This is a genomic window from Sulfitobacter sp. HI0040, from assembly GCF_001634885.1.
Classification (GTDB): Bacteria; Pseudomonadota; Alphaproteobacteria; order Rhodobacterales; family Rhodobacteraceae; genus Sulfitobacter.
Map to the genome: position 1 here is coordinate 1 of NZ_LWEX01000190.1, position 18445 is coordinate 18445.

Genomic DNA, 18445 nt, shown 5'->3' on the forward strand with positions numbered 1-18445 from the left:
ACGTTCCTCCGCGTCGGCGAAGCGATAGGTGAATTGCAGTTCGGCATCGCCCCCCAGCAGCGCCGCCCCCTCCCGGGCCAGTCCGGCCTCGATTGCCGCGCGGACCGATCCGACAGCGGCAATGGCCGCCACCCCCAGTGCGAGACAGGCGAGGAAGAGGCGGAAGCCACGCAGGCCGCCGCGCAGCTCCCTCCGGGCCAAGCGTGTCGCCTGTCGCAGGCTCATGCGATACGACCGTCAGCCAATGTCACGATCCGGTCGCAGCGTTCGGCAAGGGCCGGATCATGGGTCACGAGGACGAGCGTGGCGCCATGCCGGTCCCGCAGGCCGAAGAGCAGGTCCATGATGGCCGCGCCATTGGCGCTGTCGAGATTGCCGGTAGGTTCATCCGCCAGAATGATCGCCGGGCGCGGAGCCGATGCGCGGGCCAATGCAACACGCTGCTGTTCGCCCCCCGACATCTGCGACGGGTAGTGCCCCCGCCGATGCCCGAGGCCGACCATCTCGAGTTCCTGCGCCGCCCGGTCGAAAGCGTCCCGGTTACCGCAGAGTTCCAGCGGGGTCGCCACATTCTCCAGCGCCGTCATCGTGGGGATAAGGTGGAAGGACTGGAAGACGATGCCTACCTTCCCGCGGCGAAAACGGGCAAGGGCGTCTTCGGACATATGGGTGAGACCCGTACCCAAGGCCTCGACGGTGCCGCCCGTCGCACGTTCCAGCCCGCCCATGATCATCAGCAATGATGACTTGCCGGAACCGGATGGCCCGGTCAGCGCGAGGCTTTCGCCGTGGGAAACCGTAAGCGCGATATCGTGAAGTATCCCGACCGGCCCGGCATTGCCCTCAAGGCTCAGCGTGACATCTTTGAGGTTGAACACCGGGGCGTCGGTCGGCTGGGTCATGAAAGGCCTTTCACTGCGTTCCGTTCGATATGGAGGTCGAGAGGAAATGCGCAAGTTGTTGATTGCGGCGGCAGTGATCGCGGGCCAGTCCCCCGCGAGCGCTGAAACGGTAATCGCCGCCTTCGGAGATTCACTGACGCAAGGGTACGGGCTGGTCCCCGAGGACGGTTTCGTCGCACAGCTTCAGAATTGGTTGGACGAGGCCGGGGCCGATGTTCGCCTGATCAATGCGGGTGTGTCGGGGGACACGACGGCGGGCGGGCTGGCGCGCATCGGATGGGCGCTGACACCCGAGGTTGACGGCATGATCGTCACGCTGGGCGGGAACGACCTGCTGCGCGGATTGGATCCCGCGCAGGCAAAGACGAACCTCACCGGGATTCTCGATGCTGCGGAAGACGCCGAGGTGGAAGTGCTGTTAGTTGGCCTGCAGGCACCGGGGAACTTCGGCCCCGAGTACAAGACAGCTTTCGACGCGATCTATCCCGATCTCGCGGCTGAATACGGTACCGGCTATTTCCGCAATTTCTTTGCGGGCCTCGTGCCAGAAGGTGAGGGCGGAACCTCGGTGTCCCTTCAGAAGTATTTCCTGCCGGATGGCCTGCATCCCAACGCCGAAGGCGTCAGCCGGATCGTCGAAGGGATCGGGCCGGCCGTGCTCGAACTAGTGGAGCGGGTAGAGGCCGACTGAAGCGCCGCGCGAAAATGCAACTCTCTGCGGGGCGCGGCGGCGCCCCGTTCAAATCCGTTCCGCTCCTTGCAACCGGGGCAGGCGCGCCCGGCGGAAGGATCAGGCTAAAGCGATATTGGCGGCGCTTTCGCGACCGTCCCGCCCGGCTTCGACGTCGTATGTCACCTTTTGGTTATCGGCCAGACCGGTCAGACCAGCGCGCTCGACGGCCGAGATATGGACAAAGATGTCCTTTCCGCCGCTGTCAGGCGCGATGAAGCCGTAGCCTTTAGTCGTGTTGAACCATTTTACGGTGCCTGTCGCCATGCTCCGTCTCTCCTGTGTTGATCTGCCCGCGGGATGCGGCAGCGTGGCTTACCGGAATTGATCGTACCGAAGCCTTGAGGAGCAGTGGTCGATGGTCTTCGCGTCGCCCTTCGATATTGAAAGCGTCCTTCTGAAAATCAAGCGATTCTGACCGCGATCCCGGCACTGGCGGACCTTTGCGCATCGAATTTCACCGTTTTGCAATAATTTTACCAGTTGATAAAATTTTGAATCCATGTGAGCGTTTGGGGAAGGAAGTCCGCCTAGGGAGGGTCAGATGGCACGAGACATGTTCGCACCGGGTATCGCCGCGGGGCGGCTGGAGCCGGAGGCCTACCGTGAAGGGTTTTCCGATCTGCACCCGCCGCTCGACGATCATGAGGCGCTGGTTCAGGCCGATCGCTGCTATTTCTGCCATGACGCGCCCTGCATGACGGCCTGCCCCACGGATATCGATATCCCGCTTTTCATTCGACAGATCGCCACCGGAACGCCGGATGCCGCGGCCAAGACGATCCTGAGCCAGAACATTCTGGGCGGCATGTGCGCGCGGGTCTGTCCGACGGAAACACTGTGCGAGGAGGTCTGCGTGCGTGAAGTGGCAGAGGGCAAACCCGTTCTGATCGGCCAGCTTCAGCGATATGCGACCGACCATTTGCAGGCGCAGGGCAAGCATCCGTTCACCCGAGCGGCGGCGACCGGCAAGACCATCGCGGTGGTGGGGGCAGGGCCTGCGGGCCTTTCCTGTGCGCACCGGCTGGCGATGCTGGGCCACGATGTCACGATCTACGACGCACGGCCAAAGCCCGGCGGTTTGAACGAATACGGGATCGCCGCCTACAAGACCCCGGAAGGTTTCGCGCAGGCCGAGGTCGACTGGCTCATGCAAATCGGGGGCATCACCTTTCGCCACGACGCAGCACTCGGGCGCGACATCACGCTGGCGGCGCTGAAAAAGGATCACGATGCGGTCTTTCTGGGCCTCGGGCTTGCCGGCGTCAACGCGCTGGGGGCAGAGGGCGAGGACAAGGACAACGTTACCAACGCCGTCGATTTCATTGCGGGTCTGCGCCAGTCGGATGACTTGTCAGGCCTGCCGATCGGGCGCGACGTTGTCGTCATCGGGGGCGGGATGACGGCGGTTGACGCCGCGGTGCAGGCCAAGTTGCTGGGCGCGCTGAATGTCACGCTGGTCTATCGCCGGGGGCGCGACCGCATGAACGCCAGCAGGTTCGAACAGGATCTGGCGGCAAGCAAGGGCGTGCGTATCATCACCCACGCCGTGCCGCTCGCCATTCACGGCAACGGCAGCGTACGGGAAATCGAGTTCGAATATGTCGATGCGGATATGCGGGGCAGCGGAGAGACTTTCCGCATCCCCGCGGATCAGGTCTTCAAGGCCATCGGTCAGACCCTGCACGGTGACGATCTGCCCGATCTGGACGGGCGCAAAATACGGACGGACGCGGCGGGCCGCACCTCTGTCGAGGGCGTCTGGGCCGGGGGAGACTGTACGCCTGCGGGGGATGATCTGACCGTGACCGCCGTGGCGCAGGGGCGCGACGCGGCGATGGATATTCACCGTCAGTTGACCGGGGGCTGAGGCATGGCGCCGGGCTTTCGGGGCCGGTGCGAGAGAAGTGAACTGCCGCATCGCATAGCAGAGGCGGCACGGGCCGGGCGGGGACCCGGGGGAACAGTGGAGGATCGAACATGGCCAATCTGCAAAGCGATTTCATCGGGATCAAATCCCCCAATCCCTTCTGGCTGGCCTCCGCGCCACCGACAGACAAGGAATACAACGTGCGCCGCGCCTATGAGGCCGGCTGGGGCGGTGTCGTCTGGAAGACGCTGGGCCTCGACCCGCATGTGGTCAACGTGAACGGCCCGCGCTACGGCGCGATCCATGGGGCGGACCGGCGGCTTCTGGGGCTCAACAACATCGAACTGATCACCGACCGCCCGCTGGAGGTGAACCTGCGCGAGATCAAGGCCGTCAAGCGGGACTATCCGGACCGTGCCATGGTCGTCTCGCTCATGGTGCCCTGCGAGGAAGAGCCGTGGAAATTCATCCTGCCCCTGGTGGAGGAGACGGGTGCTGACGGGGTCGAGCTCAACTTCGGCTGCCCGCACGGGATGAGCGAGCGCGGCATGGGCAGTGCCGTGGGGCAGGTGCCCGAATATATCGAAATGGTCACCCGCTGGGTGAAGGCCAACACGCGGATGCCGGTGATCGTGAAGCTGACGCCCAATATCACCGACGTGCGCAAACCGGCGGAGGCCGCCATGCGTGGCGGGGCGGATGCAGTGAGCCTGATCAATACGATCAATTCGATCACCAGCGTGGATCTGGACCTCTTCGCACCGGAGCCGACGATCGACGGCAAGGGCGCGCATGGCGGCTATTGCGGACCTGCCGTCAAGCCCATTGCCCTGAACATGGTGGCCGAAATCGCGCGTACCCCCGATATGGCCGATCTGCCCATCAGCGGGATCGGCGGCATCACGACGTGGCGCGACGCGGCTGAATTTCTGGCCCTTGGCGCTGGAAATGTTCAGGTCTGTACGGCGGCCATGACCTACGGTTTCAAAGTCGTGCAAGAGATGATCAGCGGGCTGAGCGACTACATGGACGAAAAGGGCATGACCTCGGTCGATGAACTGGTGGGTCGTGCGGTGCCCAATGTGACGGACTGGAACCAACTGAACCTGAACTACGTCGCCAAGGCGGCAATCAATCAGGATCTGTGCATATCCTGCGGTCGCTGCTTCGCCGCCTGTGAGGATACCAGCCATCAGGCCATCGCCATGTCCGACGATCGCAAGTTCACCGTGATCGACGAGGAATGCGTGGCCTGCAACCTCTGCGTCAATGTTTGCCCGGTGGAGGATTGCATCACCATGGAGCCTATGGCGGCAGGCCAAACCGATCCGCGCACAGGCGACGTGGTACAGCCGGAGTATGCCAACTGGACGACGCACCCCAATAACCCGGCGGCCAAGGCGGCAGAGTAGGCTCAGGTTTCGCCCCCCGGGGGCGTCTTCAGGGGGTGAGCAGCTTGCGGAACATGAAGGCGACGTGGCTTTCCGCCCCGTCCCATGCGGTCTGGGGGTCAGGCAGCAGGACCTGAAGCTGCGCCTCGAAATCCGCGTAATGCTGGGTGATCGCCCAGATCGACAGGATGAGGTGCGCAGGATCCATCCGGGCAAGCTTTCCGGCGTCCATCCACGCGCGGATCAGGTCGCATTTCGCATCGAAGAGCGGCTTCAGGCCGGATTGCAGATGCGGCTGCATACGCGGGGCGCCCTGAATGATCTCATTAGCGAACAGCCTGCTCTGGCGCGGATAGGCGCGGCTCATCTCCATCTTCTTGGTGATATAGCCCAGAAGCTCTTTCTGGGGGTCGCCGTCGGGGTCCATCTCTTCCAGCGGAGCGAGCCATTCGGACATGAGTTTGGCCAGAAGCTCCACGTGGATCGCTTCCTTGCCATCGAAATAATAAAGTATGTTGGGTTTGCTCAGTCCCGCCTCGGTGGCGATCTGGTCCAACGTCGAACCGCGGTAGCCATGGCGGGAAAAGACTTCCAGCGCGGCGTCGAGAATCACGCGGCGGTTCCGTTTCTGGATGCGGCTCGGTTTCTTCTGGCTGCCGTCCGGCATGGGCGCCCCTCGCTCTGGTGCCTGAATTTGCGGCACAGGTTCCGCGCTGCACCCCCGTCGGGAAAGCAGTTCTTGACAGAAACAAGACTAGACGCAATCGTGGATTTACCAAATGGTAAAAATTTTACCTTTGGTGGAATGACAAAGAGGAGCCCCGAATGGCCGCGCCCGGAGAGAACCTGAAGATCAATCCCGACCGGCTTTGGGACAGCCTGATGGAGATGGCCAAGATCGGACCCGGCGTCGCGGGCGGCAACAACCGCCAGACGCTGACAGACGCGGATGCCGAAGGCCGCGCGCTCTTTCAATCTTGGTGCGAGGCGGCGGGATGCACCATGGGTCTGGACCAGATGGGCAACATGTTTGCGCGGCGCGAAGGCCAGGACCCGGAGGCGCTGCCCGTCTACGTGGGCAGCCACCTCGACACCCAGCCCACGGGGGGCAAATACGACGGTGTGCTCGGCGTCTTGGGTGGTCTGGAAATCATCCGCACGCTGAACGATCTGGGCATCAAGACGAAACACCCCATCGTGGTGACGAATTTCACCAATGAAGAGGGAACGCGCTACGCGCCTGCCATGCTCTCTTCGGGGGTCTTCGCGGGCATCCACACGCAGGACTGGGCCTATGCCCGCGAGGATGCGGAGGGCAAGCGCTTCGGCGACGAATTGGACCGGATCGGCTGGAAGGGCGACGAGGAAGTCGGCGCGCGCAAGATGCATGCCTTTTTCGAACTGCATATCGAACAGGGGCCCATACTGGAAGCCGAAGGCAAGGAGATCGGCGTGGTGACCCATGGGCAGGGCCTGTCCTGGACCCAAGTCACCGTGACCGGCAAGGACAGCCATACCGGATCGACCCCCATGCCCATGCGGCATGACGCGGGCCTCGGCATGGCGCGCATTCTGGAAAAGGTGAACGAAATCGCGCTGAGCCATGCGCCACACGCGGTGGGGGCGGCGGGGCATATCGACGTCTATCCGAACTCGCGCAACGTGATCCCCGGCAAGGTGGTCTTTACCGTCGATTTCCGTTCGCCCGAGCTTGACGTGATCGAGGATATGGAATCGCGCCTGCGCGAAGAGGCCGGCAAGATCGCCGAGGATATGGGGCTGGAGGTTTCATTCGAAAAGGTGGGCGGTTTCGATCCCGTGGCCTTTGACGAAGGCTGCGTGAGAGCCGTGCGGAATGCGGCGGAGCGTTTGGGCTACAGTCACATGAACCTGATTTCCGGCGCAGGGCATGACGCCTGCTGGATCAACCGGGTGGCTCCCACGGCGATGGTGATGTGCCCCTGTGTCGACGGGCTGAGCCACAACGAGGCCGAAGAGATCAGCCGCGAATGGGCGCAGGCGGGTGCCGACGTGCTGATGCATGCAGTGGTCGAAACCGCCGAAGTCGTCGGCTGAACGGAGGCTGCGGTGATCGATCCCGATCTCGATATTGCCGGACGGATCGACGCGCTGATCGACGCGGAACTGGCCGAGGCGTCGCGCAGCGCGGACCGGATCACCCGGCGGACCGCGCGGGCCTTTGCGCAGGTACGACGCGTTCCGCGTGAGGTGACGGTCAATTTTTCGGGCGGCATCACCCAGCGGTGCTGGTCGGTCGCGCGGGGCGACGGGACCTACCGGGTCGTTTACCTGCCGACCGCGGGGTATTTTTCGCTCTGCGTGGAGAGCGATTTCGGGCCGCTGGATATCGGGGTGCACGGGCCGGCGCTGGGGTGTTTCGGGTCGGTCTGAGCCGGGGGCCTGCCCCCGGACCCCCGGGATTTGAAACCATTTGGAAGGACGAGGGAGAGACGCGATGAGCAAGGTGATCAAGGGCGGAACGGTCTGCACGGCGGACCGGACCTGGAAGGCCGATGTTCTGATCGAAGGCGAAACCATCAGCCGGATCGGCGAGGATCTTTCGGGTGACGAATATATCGATGCGGAAGGGGCCTATGTGATACCCGGCGGTATCGATCCGCACACGCATCTCGAGATGCCGTTCATGGGGACGACCGCGGCGGAAACCTTCGAATCCGGCACATGGGCCGCGGCGGCGGGCGGCACCACGATGGTCGTCGATTTCTGCCTGCCGGGCGCCGATGGCAGCATCAAGAACGCGATCAACGAATGGCACCGCAAGTCCGCGCCGCAGATCTGTTCGGACGTGGGCTATCATATGGCGATCACCGGCTGGGACGAGAACGTCTTCAACGAGATGAAGGATGCCGTCGAGATGGGCGTGAACTCGTTCAAGCATTTCATGGCTTACAAGGGCGCCCTGATGATCGAGGACGACGAGATGTTCGCCTCCTTCAAGCGCTGCGCGGAACTGGGCGCGCTGCCGATGGTTCATGCCGAGAACGGCGATCTGGTGGCGGAGCTTCAGCAGAAGTATTTCGATCAGGGCATCACCGGGCCGGAGGGTCACGCCTATTCCCGCCCGCCGGAGCTGGAGGGGGAGGCCGCCAACCGCGCGATCACCATCGCCGATACCGCCGGCGTGCCGCTTTATATCGTGCATGTCTCCTGCGAGCAGACCCATGAGGCCATCCGGCGGGCGCGCCAGAAGGGGATGCGGGTTTACGGAGAGCCGCTGATCCAGTTCCTGACGCTGGATGAGTCGGAGTATTTCAACAAGGACTGGGACCACGCCGCGCGCCGGGTAATGAGCCCGCCGTTCCGGTCGAAGGACCATCAGGATAGCCTCTGGGCCGGGTTGCAGGCGGGTTCGCTGCAGGTTGTCGCCACGGACCACGCCGCCTTCAACACTGAACAGAAGCGCGCGGGCCGTGAGGATTTCCGCATCATTCCCAACGGGTCGAACGGGTTGGAGGAACGGCTGGCCGTGCTGTGGACCGAAGGCGTCGAAACGGGGCGGCTTACCCCGAATGAATTCGTGGCATGCACCTCCACCAATGTGGCGAAGATCCTGAATATCTATCCGCGCAAGGGGGCGCTGGTGGAAGGGGCAGATGCCGATATCGTCGTCTGGGATCCGAAGATCACCAAGACCATCAGCACGTCGAACCATCATTCGGTTCTGGATTACAACGTGTTCGAAGGCTTCGAGGTCAAGGCGCAAAGCCGCTATACGCTCAACCGGGGCGAGGTCATCTGGGCCTGGGGGCAGAACAGCCAGCCCAATCCGGGCAGGGGGCGGTTCATTCCCCGACCGGCCTTCCCGAGTGCGAATGTCGCGCTGAGCAAGTGGAAGGAGTTGAACAGCCCCAAGATGATCAAGCGCGATCCGCTGAATATTCCGGCGGGGATTTGAAGGTTGGCCCCATCAGCGGTTTCTGTTGAGCGCGCATGCCTGCAGCCTTATCGTTCTGCCGGACGACAAGCATGAACAAACATATGAACGAGGCGACCATCACACAGACAATCGAAACCGCTCCGGGCACGCCGGTCATCGCGGCGCGTGGCCTCGACTTGACCTTCCAGACCAATGACGGCCCCGTCCATGCGCTGCGCGACGTATCGCTCGATATCGCGAAAGGCGATTTCGTCAGTTTCATCGGCCCGTCGGGCTGCGGCAAGACGACCTTCCTGCGGGTGATGGCTGATCTCGAAGAGCCGACGGGGGGCAGCGTGACCGTCAACGGGGTCACCCCGGCGGAGGCGCGGCGGGCCCGGGCCTATGGCTATGTCTTTCAGGCGGCGGGGCTTTATCCGTGGCGGACAATCGGGGGCAATATCCGCCTGCCGTTGGAGATCATGGGGATACCGCGGGCGGAACAGGCTGAACGGGTGCGCCGCGTGCTCGAGCTGGTCGAGTTGGGCGGGTTCGAGAAGAAGTTTCCATGGCAGCTTTCGGGTGGGATGCAGCAGCGCGCCTCCATCGCGCGGGCGCTCAGCTTCGATGCGGATATTCTGCTGATGGATGAGCCCTTTGGCGCGCTGGACGAGATCGTGCGCGACCATCTGAACGAGCAGTTGCTGAAGCTTTGGGAACGGACAGGCAAGACGATCGCCTTTGTCACCCATTCGATACCCGAAGCGGTGTATCTGTCGACCAAGATCGTCGTGATGTCGCCCCGGCCGGGGCGGATCACCGATGTCATCGAAAGCCCCTTGCCGAAGGAGCGCCCGCTGGACATCCGGGACACGCCCGAGTTTCTCGAAGTGGCGCACCGGGTGCGCGAAGGTTTGCGGGCGGGGCATCAGGATGAGTGAACGTCGGTCTGATCGCGGGGGCTGCCGCAGGAGTATTTCCGAAAGGGTGAAGGGGAGGGCGCGCGCATGAGCCGGAGCCTGTTGCCGGTTCTGACCGTCCTCGCCTTCATCGGGGTGATCTGGTACGCCGCTGCGGTCGCGCTGAATGCGCCATGGGCCTATGACAAGGCGCAGCGGGCCGGGGTGGAACTGACGCTTCCCGCGCTTGTCTCCGACACCTGGGCGCAGGACAAGCCGAAGCTGCCGGCGCCCCATCAGGTGGGTGCGGAATTGTGGGAGACCACCGTTCAAAAGAAGGTCACATCGAAGCGGTCGCTGGTTTATCACGCATGGATCACGCTGAGCGCGACGCTGCTGGGATTTGTCCTGGGGACCGGGCTCGGCATCCTGCTGGCTGTCGGCATCGTCTTCAACCGCACCATGGACATGAGCGTGATGCCCTGGGTCATCGCGAGCCAGACCATTCCGATCCTTGCCATCGCACCGATGATCATCGTCGTGCTGAACGCGGTGGGAATTTCCGGGCTGTTGCCCAAGGCGATGATCAGCATGTATCTGTCGTTCTTCCCGGTTGTTGTCGGCATGGTGAAGGGTCTGCGCAGCCCCGATGCGATGCAGCTCGATCAGATGCGCACGTGGAACGCCAGTGCGGCGCAGACCTTCTGGAAGCTGAGGTTGCCTGCCTCGATGCCCTATTTCTTTACGTCGCTGAAGATCGCCATGGCGGCCTCACTCGTCGGGGCGATTGTGGGTGAACTGCCGACGGGGGCGGTGGCCGGGCTGGGGGCGCGTTTGCTGGGCGGCAGCTACTATGGCCAGACGATCCAGATCTGGAGCGCGCTGATCATGGCGGCGGCATTGGCGGCGGCGCTGGTGGGCACCATCGGGATCATTCAGCGGGTCACCCTGAAACGGATGGGCATGGCATGACCGGGTGGCTGATCTTTGCCGTATTGGCGTGGATTGCGGGCATGGCGATCAACATGGCCCTCGCGCGGCGACCGGACGGGCGCTGGGCAGGCGTTCTGGCACCCGTGGTTTTCGGGATCACCCTCATCGCCGTCTGGGAAGGGATCGTGCACGGGTTCGGGATCAACCAGGTCTTGCTGCCTGCGCCTTCGGCCATCGCCGCCCGCTTCGTGACCTCCACGGGAATCCTGTGGGTCGACTTCGTCCAGACTGTGCTGAAAGGCGCGTTGACCGGCTATATCATCGGCTGCGGGGCCGCCTTTCTCACCGCGCTGGCGATTGACCGCTTTCCCTTCCTGCAGCGCGGATTGCTGCCCGTTGGCAACTTCGTCGCGGCGCTTCCGGTGATTGGCATGGCGCCGATCCTGGTGATGTGGTTCGGCTTTGATTGGCAGTCGAAGGCTGCCGTCGTGGTGGTCATGGTGTTCTTTCCCGTGCTGGTGAATACCGTGCAGGGGCTGCAGGACACCGATGCCATGCAGCGCGATCTGATGCGGACCTATGCCGCCGGCTACTGGCGCACCTTGCTGAAACTGCGGCTGCCTGCTGCCATGCCGTTCGTATTCAACGGGCTGAAGATCGGCACCACGCTCGCGCTCATCGGGGCGATCGTGGCGGAATTCTTCGGCTCGCCCATCAAGGGGATGGGCTTTCGCATCTCGACCTCGGTGGGGCAACTGGCGCTGGACCTCGTCTGGGCGGAGATCGTCGTGGCCGCCATCGCGGGGTCAGCCTTTTACGGGGCGATGGCTCTGGTGGAAAAAACAGTCACTTTCTGGCATCCTAGCCAGCGGGGAACCCGCTGACAAAACGATCAACGACAACGATAAACCGAAGGGAGAAAACGATGACAACATTACGCAGCATTGCCGCCGGCGCGGCTGTCGGGCTGTGGGGCACGATCGCCCAGGCCGCCGACGACGTGACCCTGCAGCTCAAATGGGTGACGCAGGCCCAGTTCGCGGGCTATTACGTCGCGCAGGAAAAGGGCTTCTACGAAGAAGAGGGCCTGAACGTCACCATCAAACCCGGGGGGCCGGATATCGCGCCCACGCAGGTGCTGGCGGGCGGCGGCGCGGATGTGACCGTGGATTGGATGCCCTCTGCGCTTTCCGCGCGGGAAAAGGGTTTGCCGATGGTAAACATCGCGCAGCCGTTCAAGAAATCCGGCATGATGTTGACCTGCCGCAAGGACGCGGGCGTTGAAACGACCGATGACTTCAAGGGCAAGACGCTGGGCGTCTGGTTCTTCGGGAACGAATTTCCCTTCCTCAGCTGGATGAGCAAGCTCGACCTGCCGACCGAAGGCGGAGAGGACGGGGTGACCGTGCTCAAACAGGGGTTCAACGTCGATCCCCTGCTGCAGAACCAGGCCGCCTGCGTATCGACAATGACCTACAACGAGTACTGGCAGGTGATCGACGCGGGCCTGACACCCGAGGAGCTTACTGTCTTCAAGTATGAGGATCAGGGCGTTGCGACGCTGGAAGACGGTCTTTACGTGCTCGAAGACAAGCTGGAGGACCCGGAGTTCGCCGACAAGATGGTGCGGTTTGTGCGCGCCTCGATGAAGGGCTGGAAATACGCCGAGGAGAACCCGGACGAAGCGGCAGAAATCGTGTTGGAGAACGATGCCTCCGGCGCCCAGACCGAAGAGCATCAGAAGCGCATGATGCGGGAGATCGCGAAGCTGACCGAAGGCAGCGATGGCACGCTGGATGAAGCGGATTACGAGCGTACCGTACAGTCGTTGCTGTCCGGCGGGTCGGATCCCGTGATCACCAAGGAGCCGGAGGGCGCCTGGACCCATGAGATCACGGACAAGGCACTGAACTAAATCGTCGCCCATGACGAAGAGAAGGCCCGGCAGCGATGCCGGGCCTTTTTGCGTACGGGAACGTCCTTTGACCGAAAAAGGCTGATGTGATGCACCGGCCCCGAGATGTTTCGTAATTGAGCGGTCAGAGCACCGTAACGGTGGTGCCGATGGGCACGCGTTCATAGAGGTCGACGACATGTGCGTTCAGCATACGGATACAGCCGTTGGAGACTGACCTGCCGATGCTGCCGGGTTCGGTCGTGCCATGGATGCGGTAGAACGTGTCCCGCCCGTTCTGGAAGAGATAGAGCGCCCGTGCCCCGAGCGGATTGCCGGGACCGCCCGGCTGGGCGTCGGTATTGCCGATGAAACGTTTGTAGGTTTCGGGCTCCCGTTCGATCATCTCATCCGTGGGGCGCCACGTGGGCCATTCCTTTTTTACCGCGATATTGGCCTTACCGGTAAATTCGAGGCCTGCCCTGCCGACCCCGACGCCGTAACGCATGGCCCGGCCCGGTGCGGTCACGAGATAGAGGTAATGGCTGCGGGGCAGCACGATCAACTCGCCCGGCGCGTATCGCGCCTTTACTGACACCATCTGCGGCGTCGGATCATAGGCCGCTGCCTGGGCACCGGCGAATTGGGGAAAGGTGGCAGCGGCAAGGGACGTGGCAAGGAATGTACGGCGGCGCATCGGAGGCTCCATGGGGTTCTTGCAAGAAGGATTGGATAGAGTGTTGGCCCCCGCAAGAGGCTTGGCAACCCCTGTAAAAGAAAAACCGGCCCTGTCCTGCGACGGGGCCGGTCAAATTCATGTGCGGGGGGCAGGCCCCCTCAGGCATTATGCCAGTTGGATGTTCGTCGCGGATTCGCGGCCGTCACGGCCGGATTCGATGTCGAACGTCACTTTCTGGTTGTCGGCCAGACCTGTGAGGCCGGCACGCTCAACTGCGGAAATATGGACGAAAACGTCCTTGCTGCCGCCGTCGGGTGCGATGAAGCCGAAGCCTTTAGTTGTGTTGAACCATTTTACGGTGCCAGTGGCCATTCCGTTGTCTCCTATAGTTGCTATCCGCGTTGTTGCGATAGCCCGGCGTAGTCGGTCGAGATCGAAGACTGAGCGCCGGTAAGGGAGACAGTGGGTCGAAATAGAATAACGTCTGCAGCGCCTATATGGCACCCGAGGGGGATTCGTACAAGTCTAGTCGCAGGATGACCCTCTGAGCGGCACGTTTGCGCCTCTATTTCGGATCCATCCCTTGTTTTATTGAAGGCGCGACTCAAACCCTTCCAAAGTATCGCCTCAAATCGGTCTCACCATTGCCCGTAATCAATGGCTTTCTATGGACAGAACAATCTCACCCGTCGCGATGACGGAACTGCCGTAGCGAAGGATATTGGTGCAATGCGTATATTGGCTGTGGATGACGACCCCGTCATTCTCGAACTGCTCAGAAGCTGTCTCGGGCGTGTGGGGGAATACGAACTGACGTGCTGCGACACTGCCGAGGCAGCGTTGAAAACGATTTCAAGCACGGAGATGCCATTTGACTGCTTCCTCCTCGACATCATGTTGCCGGGGGTGGACGGCATCGAAATGTGCAAGATCTTGCGCGAGAAGACCGAGTACCGGACAACGCCGGTTCTGATGGTCACGGCCAGCCGCGAGCCCACGCTGATGCAGCGTGCTTTCGAGGCGGGTGCGACCGATTTCATCAGCAAGCCGCTCGATGGAATGGAGTTGGGTGCGCGCGTCAATTCCGCAGGTATGCTGAACGCCAGCCTGCTGCGGGAGCGGGAAGCCCAGCATACGCTGGCAGAACTGACTGCCCTTACAAAACTGAAATTCGATGAAGGCATCAACCTGGGGATCCCCCATGTCAGTGACCTTCTGTCATTGGAAAATCATCTGCTGCGTCTGCCGGCGGGTTGCTACGCGATGAGCCTATTTTCGCTGGATGTGGTGGGGCTGAGGGCAGTCTTCCGCTCTGTTCGGCCTGCGGCTTTCCGGCAGAACCTCGAACAGATCGCCCATGCGGCCATCGATGCCCTGCAGGACCGGGACTGCCAGATTGCCTATGCGGGCAGCGGTCGTTTCGTCGGTATCGTGATGGGCCGCGCGCGGATGGACAACGAAAAGATCGCCCAAGCGGTTTCCGAACGGCTGCAGGAAAACTGGGAGCCGGAACTGACCGGCGTGGCCAAGGCACCGGCGATCCGGGTCGAAAGCGTGACCAGTCAGCGGGTCTGGTCCGGTCTCGCGGCGAGCAACAAGCTGCGGGAATATCTCAACTCTGCCGATCCACTGCATGGCCTGGCGGATGACCGTTCGGACAATCTGTTCGAACGTATGCAGAAAATGGTGATGGCCGAAGACAAGTAGGCCCGCCATTACCACCGCGGGGATGTGGGAAACCGTCGCACCGAAAGGAGCGGCGGTTTTTTTTTCTTGGGAGGGGGCTTTCGACCGCGGGGTTCGTCATGGCCCATGAAAGAGCCCGCGACATGCGCGGGCCGGGGTGTCGAAGCGGAATTTTATCAGGCGCGGGCGGTATCCGCCAGGGTGGAATCTTCGTTTCCTTCCTGAGAGAGTAGCACCAGAGCGATGACGGCGAAGAAAGTCATGGTGCCGACAGCAGCATAGAAGACCAGCGCGATCAGCAGCCCGGTACCCACCACGAACCATGCGGTGAGAAACCCGAGGGTGCCGGTAATACTTGCGATCATCAGCGCGACTACGGCCATTGCCAGCTCCTTGCTTGTCGAAAGACATGAGAGACGGGCGCTGTGGCTAAATTATGGCAATTCGCGACACATTCTGGGGCAACCGCCTTTTTCGAAGCCATAGGCCCGCCGCATGGATGCGCCGGGCCTGTCAGTTGTGAGTCGTTCGGGTCGGGGGCGACCAGAGCTATTAGCGCACGAACTTCTTGTGCTTCAGGCGTTTGGGTTCCAGAGCGTCGGCACCGAGGCGGCGCTTCTTGTCCTCTTCGTAGTCTTCGAAGTTGCCTTCGAACCATTCGACATGCGCCTCGCCTTCGAAAGCGAGGATATGTGTGCAGATCCGGTCAAGGAAGAAGCGGTCGTGGCTGATGACGACGGCGCAGCCCGCGAAATCCACCAAGGCATCTTCGAGCGCGCGCAGGGTTTCGACATCCAAATCGTTCGTCGGTTCGTCGAGCAGCAGAACGTTGCCGCCCTCTTTCAGCAGGCGCGCCATATGCACCCGGTTGCGTTCACCACCCGACAGCAGACCCACCTTCTTCTGCTGGTCGCCGCCCTTGAAATTGAAGGACGAGCAATAGGCGCGTGAGTTTACCTCCGCATCGCCCAGCTTGATGATCTCGGCGCCGCCGGTGATTGCCTGCCAGACGGTATCGTCGGCATTGAGGTCATCGCGCGACTGATCGACATAGGACAGATCGACCGTATCGCCGTATTCGATGCTTCCCGCATCGGGCTTTTCCTGCCCGGTCAGCATCTTGAACAGGGTCGATTTACCGGCGCCGTTGGGGCCGATCACGCCCACGATGCCCCCGGGCGGCAGGGAGAAGTCCAGCCCGTCGATCAATTGCTTGTCGCCCATGTGTTTCTTCAGGCCTTCGACCTCGATCACCTTGTTGCCGAGGCGGGGGCCGTTGGGGATGACGATCTGCGCACGGGCGAGCTTTTCCCGTTCGGAGGTCTCGGCAAGCTCGTTATAGGCGTTGATCCGGGCCTTGGACTTTGCCTGCCGCGCCTTGGCGCCCTGCCGCATCCATTCCAGTTCGCGTTCCAGCGTCTTCTGCTTGGACTTGTCTTCGCGCGCTTCCTGTTCCAGTCGTTTGGCTTTCTGCTCCAGCCAGTCGGAATAATTGCCTTCGTAGGGAACGCCGCGACCTCGGTCCAACTCGAGAATCCAGCCGGTGATATCGTCAAGGAAATAGCGGTCGTGCGTGACGATCAGGATCGTGCCCTTGTAGTCGATCAGGTGCTGCTGAAGCCAGGCGATGGTTTCAGCGTCGAGGTGGTTGGTCGGTTCGTCGAGAAGCAGCATGTCGGGCGCTTCGAGCAGCAGCTTGCATAGCGCCACGCGGCGCGCTTCACCGCCCGACAGATCGGCGATATTGGCGTCGTCCGGGGGGCAGCGCAGGGCTTCCATCGCCACGTCGATCTGGCTGTCCAGATCCCACAGGTTCTGCGCGTCGATATCGTCCTGCAGCTTCGCCATCTCGTCCGCCGTTTCGTCCGAGTAGTTCATCGCGAGGTCGTTGTAGCGGTCGAGGATCGCCTTCTTGGGCGCCACGCCCAGCATGACGTTCTCACGCACGGTGAGGTCCGGGTCGAGCTTCGGTTCCTGCGGCAAATAGCCGACCTTTGCGCCCTCCGCGGACCAAGCCTCGCCAGAAAAATCCTTGTCGAGACCGGCCATGATCTTCAGCAGGGTGGACTTACCCGCGCCGTTCACACCGACCACACCGATTTTTACACCGGGCAGGAAATTCAGATTGATGTTCTCGAAAGTCTTCTTGCCGCCCGGATAGGTCTTCGAAACACCGGACATGTGATAGACGTATTGGTAGGCTGCCATGGGAATCCTCGGACAGAAATGAGTTGCCGTCCAATATCCTTCGCGGCTGCCAAGATCAAACCCTGCGTGGAGCGCCATCATGCGTGATCTCAAGACGCTCGTCTCAACCTATGCCCAGCCGGGGCGAATCGAGGAAATCTGGTTGCGTCCCGGGCGGCTTGCGGAGCCTGTTTCCGTTCAGGACGCTCAGATCGTGGAAAAAGGCCTTTCGGGTGATCACGCCCGACCCGGAAAGCGTGCGGTGACATTGATACAGGCGGAGCATCTGGCAGTGGTTGGCGCATTGCTGGGGCAAGGCCCGGTAGAGGCGCGGAAGCTCCGGCGTAATCTGGTGGTCTCCGGTATCAACCTTGTTGCCTTGAAGGGTCGGCGCGTCGCCGTGGGTGGTGCGGTGCTGGAATGGACGACCGTCTGTGCACCCTGCAGCCGGATTGAAAAGGCGCTGGGGGAGGGCGGTTACAGTGCCCTGCGCGGTCATGGCGGATGGTGTGCGCGCGTGCTGCGGCCGGGCCGCATTGCGGTCGGCGACAGGGTTGAGCCCTTGCCGGACGACGCATTGGTACAGGAAAGCCGGTAACGCGCGGCTGAAATTGCCCGGAGCGTGGGGTTATTGTCGGCGCCATTCTCTGCGCCGCGATTGACAAACCTCGGCAAAGCCCCTCCCTTCGGCCCCTGATGCAGCCAACACCGGGGGCCGGTTTTCTTGCGTTTCGACTATCCACTGACCGGACCGGGACAGGTCGTCGGCTTATTGGGCGGGTCTTTCGATCCTGCGCATGAAGGGCATGCCCATATCACGCGGGAAGCGTTGAAGCGCTTTGGCCTCGACCGGGTGTGGTGGCTGGTAAGCCCGGGCAATCCGCTGAAACCGAAAGGCCCCGCCCCCCTCGAACGGCGGATGGCGCGGGCCCGGCTGGTCATGGACCATCCACGCGTCGATGTGACCGACATAGAGGCACGTCTGGACACCCGCTATACGGCAGAGACGCTGGCGCGGTTGTGCGCGCTCTACCCGGATGTTCGCTTCGTCTGGTTGATGGGGGCCGATAACCTTGCGCAGTTTCATCTGTGGCAGGATTGGCGCGCGATCATGGAGGCGGTCCCGGTAGGTGTTCTCGCCCGGCCCGGGCAGCGCATATCGGCCCGGATGAGCCGCGCATCGGCGCTTTATGCCCGCTACCGCATCCCGGGGAGCCAGTCGCAGCTCTTGGCGCAGGCCAAGGCCCCGGCGTGGTGTTTCGTGAATGTGGCGATGACCGACGCGTCGTCCACTGCGATCCGTGCCGCCGGGCAATGGGACTAGGATGAACGCAGCCGCGCCGAAGCGAGCCCGGCGGTCAGGATGATGCCGAGGC

Annotated in this window: 21 protein-coding genes; 13 read left to right on the plus strand and 8 right to left on the minus strand. The window is 62.3% G+C overall.

Translation table 11 applies throughout. The annotated features are described in order from the left end of the window. Both A3728_RS11730 and A3728_RS11735 read right to left on the minus strand, forming a co-directional pair. Nucleotides 1-225 (minus strand): hypothetical protein (locus A3728_RS11730; protein WP_150120759.1); only part of this gene is annotated, 225 nt, incomplete at its 3' end. Then, the gene (locus A3728_RS11735) at nt 222-902 is read right to left on the minus strand and encodes an ABC transporter ATP-binding protein (protein ID WP_067923776.1); all 681 of its coding nucleotides are present in this window, start codon (nt 900-902) and stop codon (nt 222-224) included. The genes A3728_RS11735 and A3728_RS11730, both read right to left, overlap by 4 nt. Nucleotides 903-948: 46 nt before the next feature. On the opposite strand from A3728_RS11735, the gene A3728_RS11740 reads away from it, so the two are divergent. After that, entirely contained in the window at nt 949-1593 is a 645-nt protein-coding gene (locus A3728_RS11740) for an arylesterase (protein WP_067923779.1), read from the plus strand. Between the two features lie 99 nt (nt 1594-1692). On the opposite strand, the gene A3728_RS11745 is transcribed toward A3728_RS11740, so the two are convergent. After that, complete coding sequence (locus A3728_RS11745) at nt 1693-1899, minus strand: cold-shock protein (protein WP_067923781.1); 207 nt, start codon at nt 1897-1899, stop codon at nt 1693-1695. A gap of 277 nt (nt 1900-2176) precedes the next feature. Here A3728_RS11745 and A3728_RS11750 point away from each other — a divergent pair, with 277 nt between their 5' ends. Together A3728_RS11750 and preA are read left to right on the plus strand one after the other, a co-directional pair. Continuing rightward, nucleotides 2177-3502 (plus strand): NAD(P)-dependent oxidoreductase, encoded by a 1326-nt coding sequence (locus A3728_RS11750; protein ID WP_067923785.1) that lies wholly within the window; start codon nt 2177-2179, stop codon nt 3500-3502. 110 nt (nt 3503-3612) lie between these two features. Then, nucleotides 3613-4914 (plus strand): NAD-dependent dihydropyrimidine dehydrogenase subunit PreA, encoded by a 1302-nt coding sequence (preA, locus tag A3728_RS11755; protein ID WP_067923788.1) that lies wholly within the window; start codon nt 3613-3615, stop codon nt 4912-4914. A 28-nt stretch (nt 4915-4942) separates the two neighbouring features. Here the strand turns inward: preA and A3728_RS11760 are convergent, their stop codons facing one another. Further along, nucleotides 4943-5560: a TetR family transcriptional regulator C-terminal domain-containing protein gene (locus A3728_RS11760; protein ID WP_067923792.1), complete on the minus strand. Its 618-nt coding sequence runs from the start codon at nt 5558-5560 to the stop codon at nt 4943-4945. A 158-nt stretch (nt 5561-5718) separates the two neighbouring features. Between A3728_RS11760 and A3728_RS11765 the strand changes: the two genes are divergently transcribed. From A3728_RS11765 to A3728_RS11795, 7 genes are all read left to right on the plus strand, one after another. Next, nucleotides 5719-6969 carry a Zn-dependent hydrolase gene (locus A3728_RS11765; protein WP_067923795.1) on the plus strand — a complete coding sequence of 417 codons (1251 nt, stop codon included), beginning with the start codon at nt 5719-5721 and terminating at the stop codon, nt 6967-6969. Nucleotides 6970-6981: 12 nt separating this feature from the next. Then, on the plus strand, nt 6982-7305 hold the full coding sequence (locus tag A3728_RS11770; protein ID WP_067923798.1) for a hypothetical protein: 324 nt from the start codon (nt 6982-6984) through the stop codon (nt 7303-7305). Nucleotides 7306-7369: 64 nt separating this feature from the next. Then, the gene (gene hydA / locus A3728_RS11775; protein ID WP_067923801.1) at nt 7370-8830 is read left to right on the plus strand and encodes a dihydropyrimidinase; all 1461 of its coding nucleotides are present in this window, start codon (nt 7370-7372) and stop codon (nt 8828-8830) included. Nucleotides 8831-8913: 83 nt separating this feature from the next. Then, complete coding sequence (locus A3728_RS11780) at nt 8914-9732, plus strand: ABC transporter ATP-binding protein (protein ID WP_067923831.1); 819 nt, start codon at nt 8914-8916, stop codon at nt 9730-9732. Between the two features lie 66 nt (nt 9733-9798). Beyond that, the gene (locus A3728_RS11785) at nt 9799-10662 is read left to right on the plus strand and encodes an ABC transporter permease (protein ID WP_067923803.1); all 864 of its coding nucleotides are present in this window, start codon (nt 9799-9801) and stop codon (nt 10660-10662) included. Beyond that, nucleotides 10659-11507 (plus strand): ABC transporter permease, encoded by an 849-nt coding sequence (locus tag A3728_RS11790; RefSeq protein ID WP_067923806.1) that lies wholly within the window; start codon nt 10659-10661, stop codon nt 11505-11507. Before A3728_RS11785 ends, A3728_RS11790 begins: the two co-directional genes overlap by 4 nt. A gap of 41 nt (nt 11508-11548) precedes the next feature. Then, complete coding sequence (locus A3728_RS11795; RefSeq protein ID WP_067923808.1) at nt 11549-12538, plus strand: ABC transporter substrate-binding protein; 990 nt, start codon at nt 11549-11551, stop codon at nt 12536-12538. Between the two features lie 124 nt (nt 12539-12662). Here A3728_RS11795 and A3728_RS11800 read toward each other — a convergent pair whose 3' ends face one another. Continuing rightward, on the minus strand, nt 12663-13214 hold the full coding sequence (locus A3728_RS11800; RefSeq protein WP_067923811.1) for a L,D-transpeptidase: 552 nt from the start codon (nt 13212-13214) through the stop codon (nt 12663-12665). Between the two features lie 147 nt (nt 13215-13361). Next, complete coding sequence (locus tag A3728_RS11805) at nt 13362-13568, minus strand: cold-shock protein (RefSeq protein WP_067923814.1); 207 nt, start codon at nt 13566-13568, stop codon at nt 13362-13364. A gap of 357 nt (nt 13569-13925) precedes the next feature. Here A3728_RS11805 and A3728_RS11810 point away from each other — a divergent pair, with 357 nt between their 5' ends. Beyond that, nucleotides 13926-14903 carry a response regulator gene (locus tag A3728_RS11810; RefSeq protein WP_067923817.1) on the plus strand — a complete coding sequence of 326 codons (978 nt, stop codon included), beginning with the start codon at nt 13926-13928 and terminating at the stop codon, nt 14901-14903. 155 nt (nt 14904-15058) lie between these two features. On the opposite strand, the gene A3728_RS11815 is transcribed toward A3728_RS11810, so the two are convergent. Both A3728_RS11815 and ettA read right to left on the minus strand, forming a co-directional pair. After that, nucleotides 15059-15265, minus strand: a complete 207-nt coding sequence (locus A3728_RS11815; RefSeq protein WP_067923820.1) for a hypothetical protein — start codon at nt 15263-15265, stop codon at nt 15059-15061. A 169-nt stretch (nt 15266-15434) separates the two neighbouring features. Beyond that, a complete protein-coding gene (gene ettA / locus A3728_RS11820; protein WP_067923823.1) occupies nt 15435-17090 on the minus strand; it encodes an energy-dependent translational throttle protein EttA in 1656 nt (551 codons plus the stop codon). Nucleotides 17091-17169: 79 nt separating this feature from the next. Between ettA and A3728_RS11825 the strand changes: the two genes are divergently transcribed. Next, nucleotides 17170-17667, plus strand: coding sequence for an MOSC domain-containing protein (locus tag A3728_RS11825; protein WP_067923825.1), 498 nt, complete (start codon nt 17170-17172; stop codon nt 17665-17667). Nucleotides 17668-17793: 126 nt separating this feature from the next. Beyond that, entirely contained in the window at nt 17794-18393 is a 600-nt protein-coding gene (locus A3728_RS11830) for a nicotinate-nucleotide adenylyltransferase (protein ID WP_067923829.1), read from the plus strand. The last annotated feature ends 52 nt before the right edge of the window (nt 18394-18445 follow it).